The sequence below is a fragment of the Bradyrhizobium sp. CCBAU 53421 genome, assembly GCF_015291625.1.
Taxonomy (GTDB): domain Bacteria; phylum Pseudomonadota; class Alphaproteobacteria; order Rhizobiales; family Xanthobacteraceae; genus Bradyrhizobium.
Window position 1 is genome coordinate 8,623,779 of the sequence record NZ_CP030047.1, and the last position, 22,101, is coordinate 8,645,879.

A 22,101-nucleotide genomic window follows, 5' to 3' on the forward strand; every position below is an offset into this window, starting at 1 on the left:
CTTCCCAGCGGCCGGGACAGGAGATGAGCAGCGATGCTGCACGACTGGGGCGTTATCGCCACGGCGTTCGCCTACATCGGATTGTTGTTCTTCATTGCCAGCCGCGGCGACCGGATGTCGGCGGGCGCGCGCGGCCGTGCCAGCCACTGGATCTATCCGCTGTCACTGGCGATCTACTGCACCTCCTGGACCTTCTTCGGCTCGGTCGGCTTCGCCACCCGCACCAGCGTCGACTTCCTGGCGATCTATGTCGGCCCGATCGTGATGATCGGGCTGTGCACCCCGCTGCTCCGCCGCGTCATTGCGCTCGCCAAGTCGCAGAACATCACCTCGATCGCCGACTTCATCGCCGCGCGCTACGGCAAGAGCCAGGCGGTCGCGGCCACCGTGGCGCTGATCGCGATCATCGGCTCGGTGCCCTACATCGCGCTGCAGCTCAAGGCGATGGCCTCGTCGCTGGAAACCATCCTGAGCGAGGATCAGGCGTTCTCGAAGATCCCGATCATCGGCGACATCGCGCTGATGGTGACGCTGGCGATGGCGGTGTTCGCCGTGCTGTTCGGCACCCGCCACACCGACGCGACCGAGCACCAGCACGGGCTGATCCTGGCGATCGCCGCCGAGTCGATCGTCAAGCTGGTCGCCTTCATCGCCGCCGGCGCCTTCGTCACCTTCTGGATGTTCTCCCCGGTCGAACTCTACGAGCGCGCCCTGAAGACGCCGGAGGCGGTGCGCGCGATCGAGTATGTGCCGTCGATCGGCAATTTCCTGATCATGACGCTGCTGTCGTTCTGCGCGGTCATGCTGCTGCCGCGTCAGTTCCATGTCAGCGTGGTCGAGAATTCGACGCCCGCCGAGGTCACCCGGGCGCGCTGGCTGTTCCCGCTCTACCTCGTCGTCATCAATATCTTCGTGATTCCGATCGCGATCGCCGGCCTCGTCATCTTCCCGTTCGGCGCCGTCGATGCCGACATGTTCGTGCTGGCGCTGCCGATCGAGGGCAATTCGCAACTGCTCAGCCTTGCGGTCTTCGTCGGCGGGCTGTCGGCGGCGACCGCGATGGTGATCGTCGAATGCGTCGCGCTGTCGATCATGGTCTCCAACGACATCGTGCTGCCGCTGGTGCTGCCGCGCAGCGACGACGCCCGCGCCGGTCAGAAGGACTTCGGCGACTTCCTGCTGAAGGCGCGCCGCTTCTCGATCTTCGCCATCATGGTGATGGCGTATTTCTACTATCGCGCGCTCGGCAACACCCAGCTGGTCGCGATCGGCCTCTTGTCCTTTGCCGCGATCACCCAGCTCGCGCCGGCGTTCTTCGGCGGCCTGTTCTGGCGTAGAGCCACCGCACGCGGCGCCATGGCAGGCATGCTGGTCGGCTTCGCGATGTGGCTCTACACGCTGTTCATCCCGAGCTTCCTGGAAACCTCGACCACCGGCCTGATGCTGCTGCAGCACGGGCCGTTCGGGATCGAGGCGCTGCGGCCGCAGGCGCTGTTCGGCGCCGACCTGCCGCCGCTGCTGCACGGCGTGCTGTGGAGCCTTGCGCTCAACATCCTCACTTACGTCGTATTCTCATTGGCGCGCGCGCCGTCCTCGATCGAGCTGTTGCAGGCCGACGTGTTCGTGCCCAACGCGCTGGCGCCGATCGCGCCGAGCTTCCGGCGCTGGCGCACCACGGTGACGGTGCAGGACATCGAGAGCACGGTGAAGCAATATCTCGGCCCCGAGCGTACCCGCGAGGCGTTCGCCTCGTTCGCCGTCGACCGCAACGTCGTGCTGCTGGCATCCGCGCCGGCCGATTTCGAGCTGTTGCAGCACGCCGAGCGGCTGATCGCGTCCTCGATCGGAGCAGCGTCCTCGCGCCTCGTGATGTCACTGCTGCTGCAACGGCGGACGGTGTCGGCCAAGGCCGCGCTGAAGCTGCTCGACGATTCGCACGCCGCGCTGCATTTCAACCGCGAGATCCTGCAGACCGCGCTCAATCACGTGCGCCAGGGCATCGCGGTGTTCGACGCCGACCTGCAGCTGATCTGCTCCAACCGCCAGTTCTCCGAATTGCTCGCGCTGCCGCCGCATCTGGTGCAGCTCGGCATCCCCCTGCCCGAGATCCTCGAATTCATGGGCGCGATCAGTCCGCCGCCGGCCGGCGACAGCGACAACCTCCTGCAACTGCGGCTGCGCGCCTACACCACCGAGGGCGAGCCCTATCTGGAGCGCTTTACCGACCGCCATCTGGTGATCGAGGTGCGCGCCAACCGCATGCCGGGTGGCGGGCTCGTCATCACCTTCTCCGACGTCACGCCGAGCTTCGAGGCCGCGGAGGCGCTGGAGCGCGCCAATGCGACGCTGGAAAAGCGGGTGCGGGACCGCACCGAGGAGCTGACGCGGCTGAACTCGGAACTCGCGCTCGCCAAGGGCATCGCAGAGGACGCCAACGCCTCCAAGACGCGCTTCCTGGCCGCCGCCAGCCACGACATCCTCCAACCGCTCAATGCCGCACGGCTCTATGTCACGAGCCTCGTCGAACGCCAGAACGGCGGCGAGGATTCGCGCCTGGTCGAGAACATCGACGACTCGCTCGAAGCGATCGAAGACATCCTGGGCGCATTGCTCGATATCTCCCGGCTCGATGCCGGCGCCATGACGCCGGCGATCACGAGCTTCCGGATGGCCGATCTGATGCGCTCGCTGGAGATCGAGTTCATGCCGATCGCCCGCGACAAGGGCCTCGATCTGCGCTTCGTGGCCTGCTCGCTGCCGGTCGAATCCGACCGCTCGCTGCTGCGCCGGCTGCTGCAGAACTTCATCTCCAACGCGATCAAATACACCCCGCGCGGCCGCGTGCTGATCGGCTGCCGCCGCCGCGGCGACGCGCTCCAGATCAGCATCTATGACACCGGCGTCGGCATCCCCGTGCAGAAGCGCGGCGAGATCTTCAAGGAATTCCATCGGCTCGAGCAGGGCGCCCGGATAGCCCGCGGCCTCGGCCTCGGCCTGTCGATCGTCGAGCGGCTGGCGCGCGTGCTCAACCACCGCATCGCGATCTCGGCCAATGTGAGCGGCGGCTCGGCGTTCTCGGTCACCGTGCCGGTCGCAACCGTCGTCAACCATACCGCGGCCGTCACCACGGCGACGCCGCTGTCGAAGACGCCGATGAGCGGCTCGCTGATCGTCTGCATCGAGAACGATCCCGCCATTCTCGACGGTATGAAGACGCTGCTGACGGCGTGGGACGCCGAGGTCATTGCGGTGCTCGACGCCGACGGCGCGATCAGCGCGATCGAGGCCGCCGGCGGCCGCGTCACCGGCGTACTGGTCGACTACCATCTCGACCGCGGCACCGGCGTCGCCGCGATCCGCGAGATCCGCCGCCGCTTCGGCGACGGCATCCCGGCGATCCTGATCACCGCCGACCGCAGCCCCGCGGTGCGCGCCGCCGCGCGCGAGGAGAACATCGCGGTGCTGAACAAGCCGGTCAAGCCGGCCTCGCTGCGCGCGCTGCTCGGGCAATGGCGGACGCAGCAGATGGTGGCGGCGGAGTAGCGGCCAAAGCTCGTGATCAAACCGCGCATTCCACGCTCTCCCGTCATCCTGAGGTGCGAGCGGAGCGAGCCTCGAAGGATGAATCGGCCCACCTGGTGGCCGTCGACCCTTCGAGACGCGCGCAAGAGCGCGCTCCTCAGGGTGACGGAACGAACGGCGCGGCGGTGAGGGCTAGCTCGGCGGCGTGCCCTGGCGCCACTGGCCACCGGCGATCTTGGCGGCGGCGATCACGGCCTGGGTGCGGCTTTCGACGCCAAGCTTCTGCAGGATGGCGGAGACGTGGGCCTTGATGGTCGCTTCGGAGACGCCGAGCTCGTAGGCGATCTGCTTGTTGAGCAGCCCCTCGGACAGCATCATCAGCACCCGAACCTGCTGCGGGGTCAGTGTCACCAGACGGTCGCGCAGCCGCGTCATGTCGGGATCGCCGGCCGCCGACAGATCAGTGTCCGGCGGAACCCAGACGTCGCCGTCCATCACCTTCATGATGGCGTCCCGCAGCGTTTCGACGCCGAAGCGCTTGGGGATGAAACCGGAGGCGCCGAAATCGAGCGACCGGCGGATGGTTCCGGCATCGTCGCTGGCGGAAACGATGACCACCGGAATCGCCGGATATTGCGCCCGCAGATAGATCAGGCCGGAAAAGCCGCTGATCCCCGGCATGCTGAGATCGAGCAGGATCAGGTCAACCTCGGAGTCGCGCTCCAGCAGCGCGGTCAGGTCCTCGAACGATCCGGCCTCGCTGATCGCGGCCGAACTCACGACGCTGGACACCGCCTGGCGCAACGCATCCCGGAACAGCGGATGGTCGTCGGCGATGACAAGATGAGTATTGGCAGCAGCAGTCATCTCAGTCCCACAAGCGGGGCTTTGGGAAGCCCGCGCCGTTCGGTTGTCGCCCGCGCGGCAGTATCACGCAAGCCCTTGATAATGCCAGATGCCAACGCAGTTAACCCGCCGGGCTTGTGCGCCGCAATAGACGCATGCGGGGGCGTTCCATCCTGCTCTCACCTCTCAAGATAAGTTCACGCGTGCAAAAGCCAAAAGTCTTATTGGGGCGGGTTTCACTGCGATGTTACCCTCGACTTAAGCCTTAGGTCCATTCGGGCCTAACCCGCCAGCCGGGGGCGAGCATGGCAGCAATAATTCGGGGGGAGCAATCCAGATGTCCACAATGACTGCAACTTCGGCGCGGCCCGCCGGCATGACGAAGGATGAGCGTTTCGTCATCCTGGCGTCGTCGCTCGGCACCGTGTTCGAGTGGTACGACTTCTATCTCTACGGGTCACTGGCCAGCATCATCGGCGCGCAGTTCTTCTCCGACTACCCCCCGGCGACCCGCGACATCTTCGCCTTGCTGGCCTTTGCCGCCGGCTTCCTGGTGCGCCCGTTCGGCGCCATCGTGTTCGGCCGGGTCGGCGACATCGTCGGCCGCAAATACACCTTCCTTGTCACCATCCTGATCATGGGCCTGTCGACCTTCATCGTCGGCCTGTTGCCCAACGCCAAGACCATCGGCATCGCAGCGCCGATCATCCTGATCTCGTTGCGCCTGTTGCAGGGCCTCGCGCTCGGCGGCGAGTATGGCGGTGCGGCGACCTACGTCGCCGAGCACGCGCCAAACGGCAGGCGCGGCTATTACACCTCCTTCATCCAGACCACCGCAACGCTCGGCCTGTTCCTGTCGCTGCTGGTGATCCTGTTCACCCGTTCGATCACCGGCGAGAAGGACTTCGCGGACTGGGGCTGGCGCATACCGTTCCTGGTGTCGGTGCTGCTGCTCGGCATCTCGGTCTGGATCCGGCTGCGACTGAATGAATCGCCGGTGTTCCAGCGCATGAAGGACGAGGGCAAGAGCTCGAAGGCGCCGCTGACGGAGGCCTTCGCCAACTGGGGGAACGCCAAGATCGTGCTGCTGGCGCTGCTCGGCGGCACCATGGGTCAGGGCGTGGTGTGGTACACCGGCCAGTTCTATGCGCTGTTCTTCCTGCAATCGATCCTCAAGGTCGACGGCTACACCGCGAACCTTCTGATCGCCTGGTCGTTGCTGTTCGGCACCGGCTTCTTCATCGTGTTCGGTGCGCTGTCCGATCGGATCGGACGCAAGCCGATCATCCTGGCCGGCTGCGCGATTGCGGCGCTGACCTTCATTCCGATCTTCAAGATGATCTCCTCCAACGCCAACCCGGCGCTGGAGAAGGCGATCGAATCGACCAAGGTCGAGGTGGTTGCCGATCCCGCCGGCTGCGGCGACCTGTTCAACCCGGTCGGCACCCGCGTGTTCACCGCGCCCTGCGACACGGCCCGCGCCTTCCTCGCCCAATCGTCGGTCAAGTACTCGACGACTTATGGCGCGGCCGGCTCCGGCGTGAAGGTCGTCGTCAACGGCAAGGACGTCCCCTACGCCAACGCCAAGGACGGCAACGCGGCGATCACCGCCGCCGTGGCCGCCGCCGGCTATCCGAAGGCGGGCGACGCCGCCATCGTGAAGATGGCGCATCCGTTCGACATCTTCCGCCCGCAGGTCGCTGCCGTGATCGGCTTGCTGTTCATCCTGGTGATCTTCGTCACCATGGTGTACGGCCCGATTGCCGCGATGCTGGTCGAGCTGTTCCCGACCAAGATCCGCTACACCTCGATGTCGCTGCCCTATCACATCGGCAACGGCTGGTTCGGCGGGTTGCTACCGGCGACCGCGTTCGCGATCGTGGCCTCGACCGGCGATATCTACGCCGGCCTCTGGTATCCGATCATCTTCGCAGCAATCACCGCGGTGGTCGGTGCGATCTTCCTGCCGGAAACCAAGGACGTCGACATCAGCAAGACCTGATGAGTTGACACAGCCCTTTCGACGAACCGGCCGCGGAGCGATCCGCGGCCGGTTTCATTTTTACGCGTGATTTGCGATCAGCTTTTGGTCGCGCCGATGAATTGCAGCACGATCTCGCGCCGGTGAGCCCGGGCGCGATGCTCGATCAGATAGATGCCCTGCCAGGTGCCGAGCGCCATCTCGCCGTCGAGCACGGGGATCTGCAGCGAGGTCGCCGTCAGCATGGTCTTGATATGCGCTGGCATGTCATCGGGACCTTCGGTGTCGTGACGCCAGCCGCCGTCTTCCGGCGCGGCGCGATCGAGCGCCGTCATCAGGTCGAGCAGCACCGCCGGATCGGCATTCTCCTGGATCATCAGTGAGGCCGAGGTATGACGGATGAACAGCGTCACCACGCCCTCGCCGGCGCCCACCTCGCGCAGGAATTTTGCGACCTCGCGCGTGATGTCGGTGAAGCCGGCGCCCGGCGTTTCGACCGCAAGATGCGACGAGACGATGCTGGTCGCCGCGACGAAGGATGGCGCCGAGCGCGTGATGGTCCTGGATGCGTTCATCTATAATTCTCACTATGTCGTCCCGGCGAAGGCCGGGACGACATTGGGCAAGCAACATCAAATCTTGCCGCCATTGACGTCGCGCTGCACGCGGTTGGCCATCTCGATCAGCCGCCGCCAGGCCCGCTCCACGAACGACATCATGCGATCCATGTCGCGGTCGCTCGGCAGCGGGATCTCGATCTTGCGCTCCCCCTCCGCGATCTTCGGCTCGGTCTTGGGCTCTGGCTTCTTCAGCTGATCCGATTTCGGCAAAGCCTCGTCGGTCTTGGCTGCCGGTGCGCGCGCGGCCAGCTCGCTTTTCAGCTTGTCATTGTCGGCCTGCAGCCGCCCGATCTCGGCATCCAGCGCCGCGCGCTCGTCGGGCACCATGTAACAGGCCCAGCCGGCATTGGAATTGGTACAGGTCGACACCGCGCCGGTGCGGGTGTCGAGCCTCAGGAAGCCATCGCCGGCCGGCGACAGCGCGTAGCGGCCGTTCTCGGTGTCGGGCGCGGTTTGCGCGCTTCCCACGCCGCTTGAGATCAGGATGGCGACAATTGCGATGGACAGTTTCGAGGACGACATCGCGATGGGCATGGCTTGCTCCGCCTCAACCTGATTCCTGCCCCTAGACCACAGAGCTATAGGGCTTGCGGCCTGACTTCAACGCGTCCTCGAGCAATTCGATCCGGTCCTGCCCCCAGAACACCTCGCCATCGAGCACATAGCCAGGCGAGCCGAACACGCCGGCGTCCAATGCAGTCTGGCGATTCTGCTCGTAGGCCGCGCCGATCGCATCGGAGGCGGAGCGCTCCACGAGTTCCCGGCCGGGCAGGCCGGCATCGTCGGCGAGCTTCACCAGCGTCGCAGCGTCGGCAAGATTGAGCTCATTCTCCCACACCGAAGGATAGGCCCGCTGCAAGAATGGCTCGGGATCGAGGCCGGCCTCGAGCGCCGCGATCACGACGCCATCGGCAAGCCGCCCATTGAACGGCCAATTGGCCGGCTGGAGGTGAAAATCCAGCCCGCGCTTGTCGCGCCAGCGCTGCAACTCGATCATCCGGTAGCGCTGCCGCACCGGATGGCGCTGGGCGAGCGGCAGCCCGCCGGTCTCGGAGAACAGATCGACCAGCAGGACGGGCCGGTAATTTACCTTGAGATCGTAAGCCTTTACGAGCCGCACAAAGGGCTTGTGGCCGATATAGGCCCAGGGTGATTGCAGCGAGAAGTAGTAATCGATCTGGCGTGACATTTGGAACCTGGACTGCGCGAGGAATGAGGACTTTGGCTGATCCCAGCAGAGCGGGAAAAGCCACGCAACATCGCTTCAAAGCATACAAGCTGTTGCACTGCGATCACTGCGTCACTCTGACCTTGAATATCTTCAAATAAATCGAGCAGAATCAAAGCAATAAGCGGTTACGACGCAATCTTGACTTGATTAGACGCGGTAAGTATGGTCCGCGCGGCTTTTGACGGGGACGGGCGCAATTTCCATCATCCGCGGCATCGGTTAGTGTTCGCAGCATGGCTGAGAACACCAACGACGGCGCAGATGGAAGTCGCGATCAATCGCCTCCTGACGAAGCTGCGCTTTCCGCAAGGCTCGGAAGTCTCGATCATCGGTTGTCAGAAATTCGCGACAGCCGCAGGAGCAAGACTGATCAATCCGGTACTGAAAGCGGGGACAGTGCCGCCAGAGCTTCGGCGATGGCGCTCGGTTTTCGTCTTTCCTCGGAGCTGATCGCGGGCGTTGCCGTCGGAGCGGCGATTGGCTGGGGGTTCGACCGTTTGCTGTCGACGTCGCCATTCGGCTTCATCGTGTTAACGCTGCTCGGCTTCGTCGCCGGCGTGGTCAACGTGGTGAGGTCCGCGGGCGTGGCCTCGGGCAAGCGCTGAGCGCTGGCGGGAAGTCACGACATTTGAAATTCGATTACCGGCACGATGGCCGGTGGACCAAGAGCCGCGCGGATGAAAATCGACCCGATCCACCAGTTCAATATCGAGCCCCTCTTCACGCTCGGCCACATCGGCAATCACACGATCGCCTTCACCAATTCGTCGCTCTTCATGCTCATCGCGGTGCTCTTGATTGCGCTGCTGATGCTGGCGAGCGGCCGGGACCTGGTTCCGGGACGTCTGCAGTCGGTCGCCGAAATCTCCTACGAATTCGTCGCGTCGACGATTCGCAGCACGGCCGGCGCGGAAGGCATGAAGTTCTTCCCGCTGATCTTCTCGCTCTTCATGTTCCTGTGCGTCTCGAACCTCGTGGGCGTCATTCCCTACACCTTCACGATCGCGAGCCACCTGATCGTCACCGCAGCGCTTGCGCTGCTGGTGTTCTTCACCGTCCTGATCTACGGCGTCTACAAGAACGGCCTGAAATTCTTCAGCATCTTCGTCCCCCACGGCGTTCCGGTCTACATCCTGCCGCTGGTCATGTTCATCGAGATCCTGTCGTTCTTCCTGCGGCCGGTCTCGCACAGCGTTCGTCTGTTCGCCAACATGCTGGCCGGCCACATCGCGCTGAAGGTGTTCGCGGGCTTCGTCGCGATGCTCGGCTTCTCGCTCGGCGCGCTCGGCTGGGTCGGCGGCGTGCTGCCGCTTGCGCTCACGATTGCGCTGTACGCTCTCGAACTGCTGGTCGCATTCCTGCAGGCCTACGTGTTCGCGATCCTGACCTGCATCTACCTCAACGACGCCATTCATCCGGGACACTAAGCGGTCCGGGGAATCTCCACCCACCAATCTGTCTATCTTTCTCAAGGAGCTACATATGGAACCGGCAGCAGCAAAACTTATCGGCGCGGGCATCGCGTGCATCGGCATGGGCGGTGCGGGCGTCGGCGTGGGCATCATCTTCGGCAACTACCTCGCCGCTGCGGTGCGTAACCCCTCGGCCGCTCAGGGCCAGTTCGGCAACCTGATCTTCGGCTTCGCCGTGACCGAAGCGCTCGGCATCTTCTCGCTGCTGATCGCGCTGCTCCTGCTGTTCGTTCCGCTCTGAGCGGCACCCCGGTTCCGCTTTCGCGGCAACCCGGTTCCGCTCTCGCGGTAATCACTTCGCGCCGCCCAAGGTTCATCTCACGGGCGGCGCGCATGACAGCAACAGGAGAACACCATGGCTGAGAGTCATGGCGAGGCAAAAGGCCAGAAAACCGGCGCCCACACCGAGACCGATGGCGGACATCACGGCGGAGCCTTTCCGCCGTTCGATTCCTCCAATTTCGCCTCGCAGCTGGTGTCGCTGGCGATTGCATTTGTCGCGCTCTATCTGATCGTGTCGCGTATCGCACTGCCGCGCGTCGGCGGGACGATCGATGCACGCCAGAACAAGATCGAGGGCGATCTGGCCGAGGCGCAGAAGCTGAAGGACGAGTCCGACGCGGCGCTGAAGGCCTATGAAACCGAGCTGGCGAATGCGCGTGCCAACGCGCAGGCGATCGGCAACGAGACCCGCGAGAAGCTGAACGCGGCCTCGGAAACTGAACGCAAGGCGCTGGAAGAAAAGCTGGCGGCCAAGCTCGCCGACGCCGAGAAGCAGATCGCAACGACGCGGACCAACGCCATGAGCAACGTCCGCGGCATCGCGGCGGATGCGGCCGGCGCCATCGTCCAGCAACTTGCCGGCGTCACGCCGGACGCGAATGCGGTCAACAGCGCCGTCGACGCGTCGCTGAAGGGATAGACGATGTTTTACGAACCGGAAACCTGGGTTGCGATCGCCTTCGTCATTCTGCTGGTCGTGTTCGGCTACCTCGGCGTCCATCGTACGCTGCTGACGGCGCTCGACCATCGTGCCGAGCGCATCAAGGCCGAGCTGGAGGACGCTCGCCGTCTGAAGGACGAGGCCAACAAGCTGCTCGGCGAGTACAAGGCGCGCCGCGCCAGCGCGGAGCGCGAGGCCGCCGACATCATCTCCGGCGCCAAGGCCGAAGCCGAACGGATCGCGGCTGAGGCCAAGATCAAGATGGAAGATTTTGTCACCCGGCGGACCAAGACCGCCGAGAGCAAGATCGCCCAGGCCGAGGCGCAGGCCGTGGCCGATGTGCGCGCCGCCGCGGCCAACGCCGCCGTGACCGCCGCCTCGACCATCCTGTCGCAGTCGGTCAAGGGCTCGGTCGCCGACGACCTCGTCGGCAAGGGCATCGCCGAAGTCCGCTCCAAGCTGAACTGACGCGATCACAATCCCTTCCGAAAAAGGCCGGCGCGAGCTGATCGCGCCGGCCTTTTTCTTTGTTCCTGCACTTTCTTGTTCCACCGGCCTCGTCAGGCCGCCGCTACTACTTCTTCTTGTGCGGCGCGCGGGTCTTGGGCTCCGGCTTCAGCGCCTGCGGATCGAAGCCGATATAGAAGATGTAATCGTCGTTCTCCGCGGGCGACGGCGCCGGATAGACGACATCCTCGGCGACCAGGCTGAACGGCACGCTGCCGCTGTCGTCCATCTGCACCGTGGTGGTGTAGGCCTTGGTGGCGATGGTCTTCTCGCCGACGCCGCCCTTCACCACGGCGACGCGCAGCGGCACCTGGATGCTCGGCGGCGCGCCCTGGGGGCCGACGATGATCCGCCCCTGGATACCGATCTTGGCCGTGATCTGGCCGCTGTTCAGATTGCATTGCCGCGCCGTGCGCGTGATCGAAGCCAGGAACTTGACGTCGTTGCCGACCGCCTCCTTGCCGTCCGCGGCCACCGAATAGGTCGAGGCCCCGGAGCGGATCTGCACCGGCGGGCAGGTCAGCTCGGCGTCGGCGTCGTTGAGCTGCTGCGGCGCCGCCGGCGTCGCCGGCTTCGAATCGGACGAACCGCCGCCGAACAGGCTCTTGAAGCGGTCGCTCAGCGACTGCGCCGAGCTGGCCGTCGGCAGCAGGGTGGCACCGAGACCGACCGATACCGCCGCTGCGAGCGCGAACCTGATCACCCTGTCACCCATCAATACCCTCAAATCTCCAAACCCGGTTCCCCGTTTCGCGGGCGTTATAGCAAGGCAATGGCGGCGAACCCAAGGCATCCAACGAAGCGGCTCACAAGGCATCTAAAAGGCGCCGGGCGGCGCCCGCCATCAGCCAATAGGCTTAAAGATTCAGCCGCGGAAATCCTCGTGCAGCAGGCCGAACAGCAGGTGGTCCTGCCAGATCCCGTTGATGCAGAGGTAGCGCCGCGCCAGCCCCTCGCGGGTGAAGCCGCATTTCTCCAGCACCCGGATCGACGACGCATTGGAGGGAATGCAGGCCGCCTCGATGCGATGCAGGTTGAGCTCGCCGAACAGCGAGGGCAACAGCACCCGCAGCGCCGTCGTCATGTAGCCGCGATGGGCGTGCGGCAGGCCGACCCAATAGCCGATCGTGCCGGCCTGCACGATGCCGCGGCGGACATTGGCGAGCGTGATACCGCCAATCATCACCCCGTCCGATTCGCGGAAGATGATGAACGGATAGGAGCGGTCGGAGGCGATATCCTCGCTGTAACGGCGCAGGCGGCGGCGGAAGCCGGCGCGGGTCAGGTCGTCGGACGGCCAGATCGGCTCCCACGGCGTGAGATAGGCGCGGCTGAACTCGCGCAATTGCGCCCATTGCGGGAAATCCGACATCTGCGGCGCACGCAGCAACAGCCCGTGTCCCCGCGGCATCAGTGCGGCCGGTCCACCAGACGGCAAACGAAACAGGGCCATGGCCCAACACTCCCCCGCGACTTCTCCCTCGCCCCGCCCTTGCGGGGAGAGGGTCGGGGTGAGGGGGCGATCCGCAGATCGGATCTGCGGAGAAGCCCCTCACCCGGCGCTTCGCGCCGACCTCTCCCCGCAAGAGCGGGGCGAGGTGAATCTCAGTGCAGCAGCGTCTTTGCCTTCGACTTCGTCAATCCTTCCGCAAAAGACACCGCCGTGTCCAGACCTCTTCCGCTGCCGAGTGCAACGACGGCGGGCCGGCTGCGCGACAGCAGCGCGCGGGCGGCGTTGCGGCTGGATTCGACGCTCACCGCGTCGATCCGCGCCACCAGCTCTTCCACCGTCTGCGGCCTGCCATAGGCTAGCACATGGCGTGCCAGTTGCTCGGCCCGGGATGAACAGCTTTCCAGCGCCATCAACAGGCCAGCCTTCATCTGCGCCTTGGCGCGGGCGACCTCGGCCTCGGTCAGGGTTTCCACCGCGTCATTGATGACGTCGACGATGACCTCCATCATTTCCGGCGCGTCGGCTGGATCGGTCCCGGTGTAGAGGCCGAAGAAGCCGGTGTCGGTGTAGGGGGCGTGGAAGGTGTAGATCGAGTAGCACAGCCCGCGCTTCTCGCGCACCTCCTGGAACAGCCGCGACGACATCCCGCCGCCCAGCGTGTTGGTGAAGACCTGCAGCGAGAACAGCGACAGGTCGGTCTGCGGCACACCCTCGAGCGCCAAGGTCAGATGCGCCTGCTCGAGATCGCGATGCACCACCCGCGAGCCGCCCTTGCCGAACATCGCAGGCACCGGCTTCGGCGCCGGCGTGGCATCGAAGCTGGCGAATTTCTCGGCGACGTCCTCGACAACGCGCTTGTGATCGACGGCGCCTGCGGCGGCGACCACCATGTCCGGGGCGCGGTAATGCGTCGACAGGTAGCCGCGCAGCGTGTCGCGGTTGAAGGCCTTCAGCGTCTTGGCGGTGCCGAGCAGCGAGCGTCCCATCGGCTGGTCCGGATAGCAGAGCTCGTTGAGATGCTCGAACACGACGTCGTCGGGCGTATCCTGCGCCGCGCCGATCTCCTGCACGATGACGCTCTTCTCGCGCTCCAGCTCGTCCGGCACGAAGGACGGATTGGCGAGGATGTCGGACAGCACATCGAGCGCCAGCGGCACGTCCGCCTTCATCACCCGCGCGTAATAGGCCGTGGTCTCGGTCGAGGTCCCGGCATTGAGGTCGCCGCCGACCGCCTCGATCTCCTCGACGATCTCGCGCGAGGAACGCCGCGCGGTACCCTTGAACGCCATGTGCTCCAGGAGATGCGAGATGCCGTGCTCGTTCGGCTTCTCGTCGCGCCCGCCGACGCCGGCCCAGACCCCAAGCGCCGCGGTCTCCAGATGCGGCATGGTGTCGGTGACGACGGTCAGGCCGCTCGACAGCTTGGTGAGTTCGACGCTCATCAGGCAACTCCCTGCTTGGCGGCACGGCTGACCGACAGCACGAAGCGCTCGACCTCGGCGGCATCATTCTTCATGACCGTCATGTGTTCGGATTTCGTCATCAAGCCTCCGAGCCAGGCCGGCAGCTGCGGACGCACCCCGCAGGCGGCCTCGACCGCATCGGGGAATTTCGCCGCATGCGCGGTCGACAGCACGATGTTCGGTATCCTGGAGTCCGAAGTGTCGCGGTCGGCGACCGCAAGCGCCACCGCGGTGTGCGGATCGACCAGATCGCCGGCCTCGCGCCAGGCGGCGCGGATCGCGGCCGCCGTTTCGGTTTCGTCGGCGCGGCCGGCGTCGAAATCACGGCGCACCGCAGCCAGCGTCGCATCCGGCAGTACGAAGCGGCCGGACTGCTTCAGCGAGGCCATCAGGCGGCGGACCTGATCGGCATCGCGGCCGCTCGCCTCGAACAGCAGCCGCTCGAAATTCGAGGACACCTGGATGTCCATCGATGGCGAGGCCGTGGCGTGCACCTCGCGCAGCTCGTAATTGCCGGTCTTCAGCGTTCGCGGCAGGATGTCGTTGACGTTGGCGGCAATCCGCAACCAGCGGATCGGCAGCCCCATGCGCTTGGCCACATAGCCGGCGAAGATGTCGCCGAAATTGCCGGTCGGCACCGTGAAGTCGACGGTGCGCTGGGGCGCGCCGAGCGCGACCGCCGAGGTGAAATAATAGACCACCTGCGCCACGATGCGCGCCCAGTTGATCGAGTTGACGCCCGACAGCGCCACCTGGTCGCGGAAGCGATGGTTGTTGAACATCTCCTTCACCAGCGCCTGGCAATCGTCGAACGTGCCTTCGATCGCGAGCGCATGGACGTTGGATGCGCCGGTCGTCGTCATCATGCGGCGCTGCACTTCGGAGATGCGCCCGTTCGGGAACAGCACCACGAGATCGACATTGTCGAGATTGGCAAACGCCTCGACCGCGGCGCCACCGGTATCGCCCGAGGTTGCGACCACGATGGTGGTGCGCTGCGCGCGCTTGGCCAGCACGTGATCCATCAGCCGCGAGATCAGCTGCATCGCGACGTCCTTGAACGCCAAGGTCGGCCCGTGGAACAGCTCGAGCAGGAACTGGTTCGGCCCGGCCTGGTCGAGCGGCACCACGGCGGGATGGCGGAAGGTGGCATAGGCCTCGTTCGCCATGCGGCCGAGCTCGGCGTCGGAAATCTCGCCGGCGGCAAAGGGGCGGATGATCTCGACCGCGACTTCCCAATAGGGACGGCCGAAGAAGCCGGCGATGGTCTCGGGCGACAACTGCGGCCAGGTCTCGGGCACGTAGAGCCCGCCGTCGCGGGCAAGCCCGGTCAGCATCACATCGCAGAAGCCAAGCACCGGGGCCTCGCCCCTGGTCGAAATATACCGCGTCAAACCGCCCTCCAAAGGCTTCGATCCGAGCCTTAAGCCTTTGATATCATGGAATTATCGAGTTCACCGCATGCGACCCGAATGGTTCACCATAGAAGATCGGGCCAATAATGGGTAGCCCGAAGCACACGCCCCGGGGTCACGCGGAGTGGCGCGGGACGATGGTCGCGATCGACCACCACCGCCAGCGCCGCATTCACAACCGTCGTCCTGGCGAAAGCCAGGACCCATAACCACCGCATGCGGTGATGGACAGGATCGCAGCCCCAGCGTCGCGCAACAATCGAGATTCGGGGTAATGGGTCCTGGCTTTCGCCAGGACGACGATGGGGATGGGTCGCGATTCAAGATGTCAAATGGTGCGGTGTCATCGCCCGGCTCGACCGGGCGATCCAGTATTCCAGAGACGCCTATGTTTGACCCGAGAGGCCGCGGCGTACTGGATCGCCCGGTCGAGCTGGGCGATGACAGTTGTGGTGGGGATATCGCTTCGCATTCTCGCGACATGAATCGTCCGAGTTTTGCTGTTCGTTTCACCCCCGCTTGAACGGAGGGCGCAGGGAACGCTGGGTGCCGATCGCACCCATGGGCCCCGTGCATAGGATAGAAAGCACGGGGTCGGACCACAGGTGGTAACGGGAAACAACCCGGCTTTCCGGGCTCTCGCTTCGCGAGCCCCCGAATGACGACGGAGGGAGCTGCGCGATACGCCCTAACCGCTCGGCGGCGCCAGCGGTTGCACGATTTCCTGGAACGGCGGCAGAGCCTCGCAGCGCGCGGCGTGGGCCTTGAGCGCCGGATAGCGCGCGTCGAACAGATGCGGATGCGCCTCGCCAGTGAAGCGCAGTGCGCAGGCCACCGCGATGTCGGCATGGCCGATGCGATCGCCCAGCCAATAAGGCGACGGCACCGCCGCGCGCTCCTGCTCCAGCACCGCGAGCACGCCCGCAATCTGCGCCTCGCAGCGCTCGACCCAGAGCTTCAACTGCTCCTTGCGCAGCACGCGCTCATAGACCAGGCTCACCGCCTTGTCGGCGAGCCCGGTCGCCAGCGCCGTGATGCGCAGATGCTTGCGCCGCTCGGGCCCCGAGCGCGCGATCATCGCCCGCTCCGGCCCGACCAGCTCGTCGAGGTAATCCAGGATCGCACTGCTCTCGATCAGTGCCTCGCCGTCATCGAGCACCAGCGTCGGCACCCGCCGCACCGGATTGTAGGCCGCAACCTTCTCCGCATCGCCAAAGGTCGACCACGGCTTGTGCTCGAACGGCAATCCATAGAGCCGCAACGCGATCGCAGTGCGGCGGACAAAGGGCGAGTCGTACTGGCCGATCAGAAACATCCGTCATCTCGAAGGTCATGCCGCGGCAGGCCGCTGCTCCCGGAAGCAGAGCTTTCGAGGTGTATGGGCACGCCGGAGTCAGAGGTTGCGCTTTGCACCATCCTAGATAGCTCGCGCTGGGTTGCAACCGGATCATGATCCGGTCTGAGTAATAAGCTAGACAATCACCGGCACATGCCTTGCCGTATCGCACGGCAGTTTGCCGTCGAGCCTCGGATCATCCGCCACCTCGATCTGCCGCAGGAACGGACGGAAGCCGGAGCGCTGGTAGAATGCGACGGCCGAGGGATGATCGTACGTGCAGGTGTGCACCCAGAAGCGGCCGATGTCGCGCGACCAGGCGATCTCCTGCGCGCGGTTCATCAGGAAGCGCGCGGCGCCGGTGCCGATGAATTTTGCGGTGACGCCGAAATACAGCAGCTGGCATTCGCCTGATACGCTGAAATCGAGCTCGAGCAGGCCTTCATCCCGGCCATCGACGAGGAGCCCGTAGAGTTCGACGCCGGGCGCGTGGATCCGCGAGGCGAGATCGGCGTCATCGAGCCCGGTGCGGGTGAACCACAGCCATTGCTCGCCGACCCGGCGATAGAGATCGCGATACCAGTCGAGCGCCGGCGGCCCGACCTTGCGCAGGCGCCATGCACCTGGCGGATCGTCGCCGAGCTGTGGGCGCGCGATCATTTCCAGATGTGTGACGACGGCGGCGATCTTGCCATGGGGGATGTCGGAATAACCGTCGGGCAGCAGCATCGCACAACCTTCTTTCCACGTTGTCGGCGGGAGATATCCGCATGTCGCGGCAGATGCAATGCAACGCCGCGCAACAATGCTACCGATTTGTCAGTGGGTGTTCTGAAGTAGCTGGAGGTGCGCGCCACACAATCGGTGTCGTCCCTGCGGAAGCAGGGACCCATAACCACCGCTGTTCGTTGTTGCGATCGCTGTGGCCCCAGCATCGCAAAACAATCGGCATTCGTGGTTGTGGGTCCCGGGTCGCGCTTCGCTTGCCCGGGACGACAGTGGAGTTTGTGGCGCGCCTCCCCTCACCTTGGCGTCAGCGTGATCGCCTCCGCGGTTGCGGCTTCCACCGCCGGGCGACTGTAGAGCAACGGCACGTACTGCCCCGTCGCCCAGAGCGGCGCGAGGTCGCGATAGTGGCCGCTGAAGGGATCGCCGGATTGGCCGGGCGTGTTGATGGTGCGGCTCGCATCCCAATTGCCGACGTCGAGCACCATGCGGAAAGAGGCGCCGGAGAGCAGGTGATAGTCGGAGCGCCGATAGGTGGCGGCGCGCGGCACGTTGGCTGCGCCGCCGAAGGCGAGTGGACCAACCTGCATCTGCGCTGACGTGGCCTTGTCGGCAAGCGGCATCAGCGCGTGATCGAACTTGGCGACATGCAGGCGGCCCCAGCGCCACATGGATGCATCGGGCCCGAGCTTGTCGGCGACGTCGGCGACGGCCTCGCCGAGGCTGTCGCGCAGCACGCGGTCACGTTCGCCGGCAAGATCGCTGCCGAGCGCGGCGTCAGGCTTTTCAAGATAACCAACTATGGCGGAGATGCTGGAGGCTTCCGGCGCGATCAGCTCCGCCGCCTTCGGCGCCGTGGTCTTGAGCAGCACCGGACCGAGATGATTCGCGATCCAGACCTCGTAGACCGCGGCCGCCGCGCTGTCTTCCGTGTCGCGCGCGTCCCACGCCTTCAACAGATCGAGACCCTTCTTGACGTTGGCATCGTCTGACGTGAGCGGCTTCAGCAGCGCGACGAGACGGCGCGCCAGCATGCCGGTGTCGTCGTTCTGCAACGCCATCGCGTCCGCCAGCGTCACCTTGCCGTTGGCTTGCAGCACCTCGACGATGCGTTGCCAGCGCGCGCTGTCGGACCATTCGAAGCCGACCCGGCGCTCATTGACCGGATAATCCGCCGGCAGGTTCATCTGGTTGGCGGTGGCGATGAAGCCCTGCTTCGGCTGGTACTGTTTCGGCAGCTCATCGAGCGACAGAAAGCCCTGCCACTCGTAGCGGCCGTCGCCCGGCACCGGCATCAGGCCGTCGAAACTGGCGCGGCGCGGCGTCTTGCCGGCGGCGACCCAGCCGATATTGCCTGAGGTGTCGGCGTAGACCTGGTTCTCCGACGGCGCGCCCCAGCGCCGCATCGCACCGAGGAAGCCGTTCCACGACTTCGCGGTCATGTAGTCGGACGAGCCGAAATAGGCCGAGGTGCCCGGCTCGAACCAGATCGAGCGCACCGCGAACGCATGCTTCTTGTCGGCGTCGACAAAGATCACCGGGCCGTGCCGGGTGAACTTCAGCTCGAGGTCGCGATCAGCCTCGCCCTTCACGGCTTCCTTCTCGTGCACGATGCGCATGTCCTCCCAGCCCGTACCGTAGCGGTACTGGTTCGGATTATCAGGGTTGAGCTCGTAGACGTAGAGGTCTTCCTGGTCGACGTTGAAGATGGTGAGGCCGAACGCGATGGTGTCGTTGTGGCCGATCGAGATACCTGGCAGCGCCGGCTCGCCGGCGCCGATCACGGAGATGCCGGGCGCGTTGAGGCCGACGATGTAGCGCAGCGACGGCACCGAGTGCTCGCGATGCGGATCGTTGGCGAGGATCGGACGTCCGGTCGCGGTGCGCGATGCCGCGATCACCCAATTGTTGGAGCCGATGGTGTCACGCTGCTGATCGGCCTCGGCGAGGAATGTGTCGGGATCATGCGCCAGCGCGGCCTTCTGGTCCTTCGGCGCAGCAAACTTCACCGGGCGCGTCGCAAGGTCGTAGGCCGCAAGCACGCCCTTCGGCACGCTGCACGGATCGAGCCCGTCGGGAATCTTCGTGGTCCAGGTCGGCTCGAGCTTGACGCGGAAGCGATCGGCATCGAGGCCTGCAGCGCAGGCGACCAGCGAACGCTTCACCTCGGAGGCAACGTTGCGCGTCAAGCCATGGCTGCGGACGCGCACGACATCTTCCGCCGACCACAGGTCCGGCATGTTGCCCGCGATCCTGAACTCGATCGGCAGCGGGCGCTTGCCGGCCCTGACGTCGGCGACATAGGCGTTGACGCCGGCGACGAAGGCCTCCGCATAGGTTTTCGCCTTCGGGCCATAAGCGGCCCATTCCGCGTTCATGTCACCGCGATAGAGGAACAGACGCAGCGCCTTGTCCTGCTCGGCATAGGCGGGGCCGAAATCCTTCGCCAGCAGGCCGAGCCCGCGCTTGCGCCAGAGATCGATCTGCCAGAGCCGGTCGCGCGCGGCGTTGAAGCCCTGCAGGAAGAACAGGTCGTGCTCGTTGCCGGCATAGATGTGCGGGATGCCCCAGACATCGACCAGGATCTGGCCGGGCGCATTCAGCCCGGCGACGTCGGTCTTGACCTCGCGCGCCGCCACGAGCGGGCTCGGCTTCTCGCGGGCGGCGGCAGGCGCGGCCAGCCACGCGGCGCAGAGTGCCGCGGTGAGTAGTTTCGCGACGCGGTTGAGATCCGTGTTCATGTTGTTCTCCGATGGTTGTTATTGATTGGAAGTTAGCGGCCGCGGCGGTGGTGTGCTCCCTCTCCCGCTTGCGGGGGAGGGCTGGGGTGGGGGTATCGCAGCGATGGGGTCAGTCATTGCGTGGAGAGAGCCCCCACCCGGATCGCATCTGACGATGCGATCCGACCTCCCCCGCAAGCGGGAGAGGTGCAGCGAGTCTGCCGCCAAAGCGATTCAAGCTTCCCTACTCCCCCTCGTCGCTCGCCAGCACGCCCTTCACCGCGCGGGCCCAGCCCGCGAGCTTGCGATCGCGGGTCGCCTCGCTCATCGCCGGCCGGAAGCGGTGCTCGAGCCGCCAATTGTCGGCGAACTTCGCAGGCTCCGGATAGACGCCGGCCTCTAAGCCGGCGAGATAGGCCGCCCCTAACGCCGTAGTCTCCTGGATCATCGGGCGATCGACCGGCGCGTTGAGCAGATCGGCGAGCCGCTGCATGGTCCAGTCGGACGCGGTCATGCCGCCGTCGACGCGCAGCACGGTGTTGGCGGCGTTGGCCTCCGGCCAGTCGGTGCGCATCGCGGCCCACAGATCGAAGGTCTGGTAGCAAACGCTCTCCAGCGTCGCATGCGCGAGCTCGGCCGGGCCGGTGTTGCGGGTCAGGCCGAACAGTGCACCGCGCACCCGCGGATTCCAGTAGGGCGCGCCCATGCCGACGAAGGCCGGCACCAAATAGACGCTCTGCATCGAGTCGGATTTGTCGGCAAGCGGCCCGGTCTCGGCGGCGTGCTTGATGATGCCGAGCCCGTCGCGCAGCCACTGCACCGCTGAGCCGGCGACGAAGATCGAGCCTTCGAGCGCGTAAGTGCGCTGGCCATTGAGCTGGTAGGCGATCGTGGTGAGCAGCTTGTTCTTCGAGACCACCGGCGTGGTGCCGGTGTTGAGCAGTGCGAAGCAGCCGGTGCCATAGGTCGATTTCATCATGCCGGGTTCGAAGCAGGCCTGGCCGATGGTCGCGGCCTGCTGGTCGCCGGCGATGCCTGATATCGCGATCGGGCCGCCGAATAGGTCGGCGGTGCTCTCACCGAACCGGGCGGAGGAATCCTTGACCTCAGGGAGCATCGAACGCGGCACGCGCAACAGGTTGATCAGGTCGTCGTCCCACGCACCGGTATGGATGTTGAACAGCAGCGTGCGCGAGGCGTTGGTGGCGTCGGTGGCGTGCACCCGGCCGCCGGTGAGCCGCCACAGCAGATAACAGTCGACGGTGCCGAACAAGAGCTCACCGCGTTCGGCACGCTCGCGCGCGCCCGGCACGTGATCGAGGATCCAGGCGACCTTCGTGCCCGAGAAATAGGGATCGATAATGAGGCCGGTCTTGGCCGAGATCGCCGGCTCATGGCCTTCGCTCTTCAATTTGGCGCAGATGTCGGCGGTGCGGCGATCCTGCCAGACGATGGCGCGGTGCACGGCCTGTCCGGTGGCGCGGTCCCACACCACGGTGGTCTCGCGCTGGTTGGTGATGCCGATCGCGGCGATGTCCTTTGCCTTCAGCCCGGCCTTCTCCAGTGCCTCGCGGCACACCATCACGGTCGAGGTCCAGATGTCCTCCGGCTCGTGTTCGACCCAGCCGGAGGCCGGAAAATGCTGCGGAAACTCCTGCTGCGCGACTGCGGCGATGGAAATGTCGCTGCGAAACACCATGGCGCGCGACGATGTGGTGCCCTGATCGATGGCCAGCACGAAAGACATGAGCGTTTCCCTTGAGGCTTGGTAGAGGCGCCAAGGGAGCGGATTACCGCGGCGAGGTCAAGATTGCTGGTGGTGTGGCGGGGGTGGTCGAAGCAAGCCCCCGCTACGGTATCAATCCC

General features: G+C 65.3%; 19 protein-coding genes. 7 read left to right on the forward strand and 12 right to left on the reverse strand.

The window, feature by feature from the left end; translation table 11 throughout:
* Nucleotides 1-33 precede the first annotated feature (33 nt).
* Nucleotides 34-3,543, forward strand: coding sequence for a PAS domain-containing hybrid sensor histidine kinase/response regulator (locus tag XH92_RS39945; protein ID WP_194456925.1), 3,510 nt, complete (start codon nt 34-36; stop codon nt 3,541-3,543).
* A gap of 171 nt (nt 3,544-3,714) precedes the next feature.
* Here the strand turns inward: XH92_RS39945 and XH92_RS39950 are convergent, their stop codons facing one another.
* Entirely contained in the window at nt 3,715-4,389 is a 675-nt protein-coding gene (locus tag XH92_RS39950; protein WP_194456926.1) for a response regulator transcription factor, read from the reverse strand.
* Between the two features lie 355 nt (nt 4,390-4,744).
* Between XH92_RS39950 and XH92_RS39955 the strand changes: the two genes are divergently transcribed.
* Nucleotides 4,745-6,370 (forward strand): MFS transporter, encoded by a 1,626-nt coding sequence (locus tag XH92_RS39955; protein WP_194461660.1) that lies wholly within the window; start codon nt 4,745-4,747, stop codon nt 6,368-6,370.
* A gap of 77 nt (nt 6,371-6,447) precedes the next feature.
* On the opposite strand, the gene XH92_RS39960 is transcribed toward XH92_RS39955, so the two are convergent.
* The 3 genes from XH92_RS39960 to XH92_RS39970 are packed head-to-tail and all read right to left on the reverse strand — an operon-like array spanning nt 6,448 to nt 8,158.
* Complete coding sequence (locus XH92_RS39960) at nt 6,448-6,924, reverse strand: secondary thiamine-phosphate synthase enzyme YjbQ (protein ID WP_194456927.1); 477 nt, start codon at nt 6,922-6,924, stop codon at nt 6,448-6,450.
* A 57-nt stretch (nt 6,925-6,981) separates the two neighbouring features.
* Nucleotides 6,982-7,503, reverse strand: a complete 522-nt coding sequence (locus tag XH92_RS39965) for a hypothetical protein (protein ID WP_194456928.1) — start codon at nt 7,501-7,503, stop codon at nt 6,982-6,984.
* Between the two features lie 31 nt (nt 7,504-7,534).
* Nucleotides 7,535-8,158: a 2-hydroxychromene-2-carboxylate isomerase gene (locus XH92_RS39970; protein WP_194456929.1), complete on the reverse strand. Its 624-nt coding sequence runs from the start codon at nt 8,156-8,158 to the stop codon at nt 7,535-7,537.
* A 275-nt stretch (nt 8,159-8,433) separates the two neighbouring features.
* On the opposite strand from XH92_RS39970, the gene XH92_RS39975 reads away from it, so the two are divergent.
* The 5 genes from XH92_RS39975 to XH92_RS39995 all read left to right on the forward strand — a co-directional run bounded on the left by XH92_RS39975 (nt 8,434) and on the right by XH92_RS39995 (nt 11,083).
* Nucleotides 8,434-8,805: an AtpZ/AtpI family protein gene (locus XH92_RS39975; protein ID WP_050403125.1), complete on the forward strand. Its 372-nt coding sequence runs from the start codon at nt 8,434-8,436 to the stop codon at nt 8,803-8,805.
* Nucleotides 8,806-8,877: 72 nt separating this feature from the next.
* A complete protein-coding gene (locus tag XH92_RS39980; protein WP_194456930.1) occupies nt 8,878-9,627 on the forward strand; it encodes a F0F1 ATP synthase subunit A in 750 nt (249 codons plus the stop codon).
* Between the two features lie 55 nt (nt 9,628-9,682).
* Nucleotides 9,683-9,913, forward strand: a complete 231-nt coding sequence (locus tag XH92_RS39985) for a F0F1 ATP synthase subunit C (protein WP_016847054.1) — start codon at nt 9,683-9,685, stop codon at nt 9,911-9,913.
* A gap of 114 nt (nt 9,914-10,027) precedes the next feature.
* A complete protein-coding gene (locus XH92_RS39990) occupies nt 10,028-10,594 on the forward strand; it encodes a F0F1 ATP synthase subunit B (protein WP_194456931.1) in 567 nt (188 codons plus the stop codon).
* A 3-nt stretch (nt 10,595-10,597) separates the two neighbouring features.
* A complete protein-coding gene (locus tag XH92_RS39995) occupies nt 10,598-11,083 on the forward strand; it encodes an ATP F0F1 synthase subunit B (protein ID WP_194456932.1) in 486 nt (161 codons plus the stop codon).
* Between the two features lie 106 nt (nt 11,084-11,189).
* Here XH92_RS39995 and XH92_RS40000 read toward each other — a convergent pair whose 3' ends face one another.
* From XH92_RS40000 to glpK, 8 genes are all read right to left on the reverse strand, one after another.
* A complete protein-coding gene (locus XH92_RS40000; protein WP_194456933.1) occupies nt 11,190-11,837 on the reverse strand; it encodes a hypothetical protein in 648 nt (215 codons plus the stop codon).
* Nucleotides 11,838-11,987: 150 nt separating this feature from the next.
* A complete protein-coding gene (locus tag XH92_RS40005) occupies nt 11,988-12,575 on the reverse strand; it encodes a GNAT family N-acetyltransferase (RefSeq protein WP_194456934.1) in 588 nt (195 codons plus the stop codon).
* Between the two features lie 152 nt (nt 12,576-12,727).
* On the reverse strand, nt 12,728-14,017 hold the full coding sequence (locus tag XH92_RS40010; RefSeq protein ID WP_194456935.1) for a pitrilysin family protein: 1,290 nt from the start codon (nt 14,015-14,017) through the stop codon (nt 12,728-12,730).
* On the reverse strand, nt 14,017-15,432 hold the full coding sequence (gene thrC / locus XH92_RS40015; RefSeq protein ID WP_194456936.1) for a threonine synthase: 1,416 nt from the start codon (nt 15,430-15,432) through the stop codon (nt 14,017-14,019). The genes XH92_RS40010 and thrC overlap by 1 nt, the downstream gene beginning before the upstream one ends.
* Nucleotides 15,433-16,141: 709 nt before the next feature.
* Entirely contained in the window at nt 16,142-16,768 is a 627-nt protein-coding gene (locus XH92_RS40020) for a glutathione S-transferase family protein (protein ID WP_194456937.1), read from the reverse strand.
* Nucleotides 16,769-16,924: 156 nt separating this feature from the next.
* On the reverse strand, nt 16,925-17,518 hold the full coding sequence (locus XH92_RS40025; RefSeq protein ID WP_194456938.1) for an N-acetyltransferase: 594 nt from the start codon (nt 17,516-17,518) through the stop codon (nt 16,925-16,927).
* A 293-nt stretch (nt 17,519-17,811) separates the two neighbouring features.
* Entirely contained in the window at nt 17,812-20,256 is a 2,445-nt protein-coding gene (locus XH92_RS40030; protein ID WP_194456939.1) for a penicillin acylase family protein, read from the reverse strand.
* Nucleotides 20,257-20,479: 223 nt separating this feature from the next.
* Entirely contained in the window at nt 20,480-21,982 is a 1,503-nt protein-coding gene (glpK, locus tag XH92_RS40035; RefSeq protein ID WP_194456940.1) for a glycerol kinase GlpK, read from the reverse strand.
* Nucleotides 21,983-22,101 lie beyond the last annotated feature (119 nt).